Annotated in this window: 3 protein-coding genes; all 3 read right to left on the reverse strand. The window is 71.1% G+C overall.

Going from position 1 to position 3,676, the window contains the following annotated elements; genetic code table 11:
- Positions 1-189: 189 nt before the first annotated feature.
- Genes BM396_RS31735 through metG form a run of 3 tightly spaced genes read right to left on the reverse strand, consistent with a single transcriptional unit; the run spans position 190 to position 3,435 of the window.
- Positions 190-993, reverse strand: coding sequence for an MBL fold metallo-hydrolase (locus BM396_RS31735; RefSeq protein ID WP_043388443.1), 804 nt, complete (start codon positions 991-993; stop codon positions 190-192).
- A gap of 28 nt (positions 994-1,021) precedes the next feature.
- Complete coding sequence (locus BM396_RS31740) at positions 1,022-1,825, reverse strand: TatD family hydrolase (protein WP_043388441.1); 804 nt, start codon at positions 1,823-1,825, stop codon at positions 1,022-1,024.
- 32 nt (positions 1,826-1,857) lie between these two features.
- A complete protein-coding gene (gene metG, locus BM396_RS31745) occupies positions 1,858-3,435 on the reverse strand; it encodes a methionine--tRNA ligase (protein ID WP_043388438.1) in 1,578 nt (525 codons plus the stop codon).
- Positions 3,436-3,676 lie beyond the last annotated feature (241 nt).

Below are 3,676 nucleotides of genomic sequence, written 5' to 3' on the forward strand. Positions count from 1 at the left end.
CCGCCGCTTGTCAGAAGATGCCTCAGCGCCCGGTCCACTTCCGCGGCCGGCGCCGATGAGCCGGGGTATAGGCCCACCGTTCCGGGCCGTCAACAGCCTTCTTCGCAGGGAAGTCGATTTTCTTGGACTCCGGCGACGACAGGCGTGTGACGGGCGATTCGCTCCTGCCTTCCCCCTGCCCCGCCGTCCTCAGACGTCGAGGGTCAGGCTCATCCCGTCATAGGCGGGCGCGATCCCCATGGGCAGTCGCGCCGCCAGGGTGCCGTAGTCGAGGTCGGTGTGGAGGTTGGTGAGCACCGCCCGGCGGGGCCGGACCGCTTCGATCAGGGCCAGCGCGTCCGAGACCGAGAAATGGGTCGGGTGCGGGGTGTCCCGCAGGGCATCGATGATCAGCAGGTCGAGACCATGGAGCCGGGCCAGGGTCGCGTCCGGGATCAGGCTCACGTCGGGCATGTAGGCCGCATTGCCGAAGCGGAAGCCGAGGGCCGCCTCGTTGCCGTGCTCCACCGGGAGCGATGCCACGGTGATCGGGCCCCCCTCCCCCTCCAGGGTCAGGTCGCGGTCGGCGTCGAGGTCGCGCAGGTCGAGGATCGGCGGGTAGGCGCTTCCGGGGGGCGTCTCGAAGCAATAGCCGAACCGGGTCGTGAGCAGCGACCGGGTCAGGGCGTCCGCGTAGACCGGGATCCGTGCCCGCATGGCGATCACCAGCGGGCGCAGGTCGTCGATTCCGTGGGTGTGGTCGGCATGGGCGTGGGTGTAGAGCACCCCGTCCAGACGCCGGATGCCGGAATCCAGGAGCTGCTCGCGCAGATCGGGGGAGGTGTCGACCAGAAGCGTGGTCCGCCCGGCCCCGGATGCCCGCTCGACCAGGATCGAGCAGCGCCTCCGGCGGTTGCGTGGCTCCTCCGGATCGCAGGCACCCCAACCGGTGCCGACCCGCGGCACCCCGCCGGAGGAGCCGCAGCCGAGGATCCGCAGGGTCAGGCGCGCCATCCGGATCTCCCGCTCCCGCCCGCTTCGGTCACGCGCCGCTGCGGGGCGTTGCGCCGGCCGCCTTGTCGAACAGGCTGAAAAAGTTCGCTGTGGTGATCCGGGCGAGGTCCTCGGCCGGCAGCCCGAGCGTCTCGGCGAGGGACCGGGCCGTGTCGGCCGTGTAGGCCGGCTCGTTGGTCCGCCCGCGATGGGGCTCGGGGGCGAGGAACGGCGCGTCGGTCTCCACCAGGATCCGATCCAGGGGCACGCTCCGGGCGATGTCGCGCAGATCGTGCGAGCGCCGGAAGGTGACGATGCCCGAGAAGGACACGAACAGCCCCAGCTCCACCCCGGCCTCCGCCAGCCGCTTCCCCGAGGAGAAGCAGTGCAGCACCGCCCGGAAGGGTTTTTGGCCCATCTCGTCGGTTAGCACCCGCTCCATGTGGTCGTCGGCGTCGCGGGCGTGGATCACCAGCGGCAGGCCGGACAGGCGCGCCGCCTCGATATGGGCGCGCAGCACCCGCTCCTGCACCGCCTCGGGGGCGGCGTCGGCGTAGTGGTAATCGAGCCCGGCCTCGCCGATCCCGACGCAGCGCGGGCTGGCCGCGGCGATCTCCGCGATCGTCCCGGCGGCGACGTCCGGCTCATCGGCCGCCCCGTGGGGATGGGTGCCGATCGTGTACCAGACCTCCGGATGAGCCTCGGCGATCGCCCGGTAGGTGTCGGCCTTGGCGACCCGGGTGGCGATGGTGAGCATGCCGGTGACGCCCGCGGCCTTCGCCCGGGCAATGACCCCGGGCAGGTCGGCGGCGAAATCCGGGAAGTCGAGATGGCAGTGGCTGTCGATGAGCATCGGGTCTCGGGGCCGTCGGGCGGCAAGATTCGTCAGGCGGACGGGGTCTCGGGGCGCTCGAAGCGCGGGAAGATCGGCGCGGGGGCGGCGAGCGCCGTGCCCGGCACGAGCCGGCCCCTCTCCCCCACGGCGGCGAGGCTGCGTCGGTCGGCCGGCACCGCCAGCAGGTCGAGGAGCTTGGCGGCCGCCCCCGGCACGAAGGGCTGGGTCAGGATGCCGAAGACGCGCAACGCCTCCAGCGTCGTGTAGAGCACGGCGTTCATCCGCGCCGGGTCGGACTTGCGCAGGCGCCAGGGCTCCTGGGCGGCGAAGTAGCGGTTCGCCTCCGCCACCACGGCCCAGATCTCGGCGAGGATGCTGTGCAGCGCGAGGTCGCCCATCAGGGTGCGGGCGCGCTCCGGCAGGGCATCGACCTGGGCGAGCAGGGCGCGGTCGGCCTCGTCCAGGCTGCCCGGATCCGGCACCGCACCGTCACAGTTCTTGGCCACCATCGAGAGCGAGCGCTGGGCGAGGTTGCCGAGGTCGTTGGCGAGATCGGCGTTGATCCGGCCGATGATCGCCTCGTGGCTGTAGCTGCCGTCGCCGCCGAACGGCACCTCGCGCAGCACGAAGTAGCGCACCGGGTCGACGCCGTAGGTGTCGGCGAGCTCGAACGGATCGAGGACGTTGCCCAGCGACTTCGACATCTTCTCGCCCTTGGAGAGCAGGAAGCCGTGGCCGAAGACGCGCTTGGGCAGGGGCAGCCCGGCCGACATCAGGAAGGCCGGCCAGTAGACCGCGTGGAACCGGACGATGTCCTTGCCGATGATGTGCAGATCCATCGGCCAGAATTTTTTTCGCGGATCGGACTCGTCGGGGAAGCCGGTGACGGTGAGATAATTGGTGAGCGCATCGACCCACACGTACATGACGTGGCTCGGATGGCCGGGCACCGGCACGCCCCAGTCGAAATTCGTGCGGCTGACCGAGAGGTCCTTGAGGCCGGAGCGCACGAAGCTCGCCACCTCGTTCCGGCGGGTGTCCGGCCCGATGAAGTCGGGCTGGTCCGCGTAGAGCTGCAGCAGCCGGTCCTGATAGGCGGAGAGCCGGAACAGGAAATTCTCCTCCTCCATCCACACGACCGGCGTGTCGGTGGCGAGGCTGCGGCGGCTGCCGTCCTCCAGGAGCCGGGTCTCGGCCTCGTCGTAATAGGCCTCGTCGCGGACCGAGTACCAGCCGGCGTATTTGTCGAGGTAGATGTCGCCGTTGGCCTCCATCCGCCGCCAGATCTCCTGGGCGGCGGCGGAATGGCCGGGCTCGGTGGTGCGGATGAAGCGGTCGTAGGCGCAGTCCAGCCGGTCGGCCATCGCCTGGAACCGGGCGGCGGTGCCGTCGACATACGCGCGCGGGGTGGTGCCGGCCCGGGTCGCGGCCTGCTGGATCTTCAGCCCGTGCTCGTCGGTCCCGGTGGAGAACAGCACGTCGTAGCCGTCGAGCCGGTGGAAGCGCGCGATGGCGTCGGCGGCGATCACCTCGTAGGCATGGCCGATATGGGGCGCGCCGTTGGGGTAGGAGATCGCGGTCGAGAGGCCAAAGGTTTTTTTCAGGGGCGCCGGGGCGTTGGACGTCACGTCTGTGGTGTTCCGGATGAGCGCGGGAAGCTGCCCGCGTTGTCGCGCGACCGGAGCCGGGACGCAACCGTCGCGGCCGGCAAGACCGGCGCTGCCGCGACGGCGGCCGGTCCGGGAGGCGGCCGTCGTCGACCGTCTCCGGACATGCGTCATCGTCCCCGCGCGCCGGTGGCGCCGGGGGCATGGCCCGGGAGCGAACACGAGGGACGCGGGACGCCGCGGGAACCCAGGTGTCGGCCAA

The sequence above is a fragment of the Methylobacterium sp. UNCCL125 genome (assembly GCF_900116795.1).
GTDB classification, from domain to species: Bacteria; Pseudomonadota; Alphaproteobacteria; order Rhizobiales; family Beijerinckiaceae; genus Methylobacterium; species Methylobacterium fujisawaense.

Bases quoted from the DNA above. Each gene is read 5' to 3' on its own strand.
- BM396_RS31740 (WP_043388441.1), bottom strand. From the start codon at position 1,825: ATGCTCATCGACAGCCACTGCCATCTCGACTTCCCGGATTTCGCCGCC.
- BM396_RS31735 (WP_043388443.1), bottom strand. From the start codon at position 993: ATGGCGCGCCTGACCCTGCGGATCCTCGGCTGCGGCTCCTCCGGCGGG.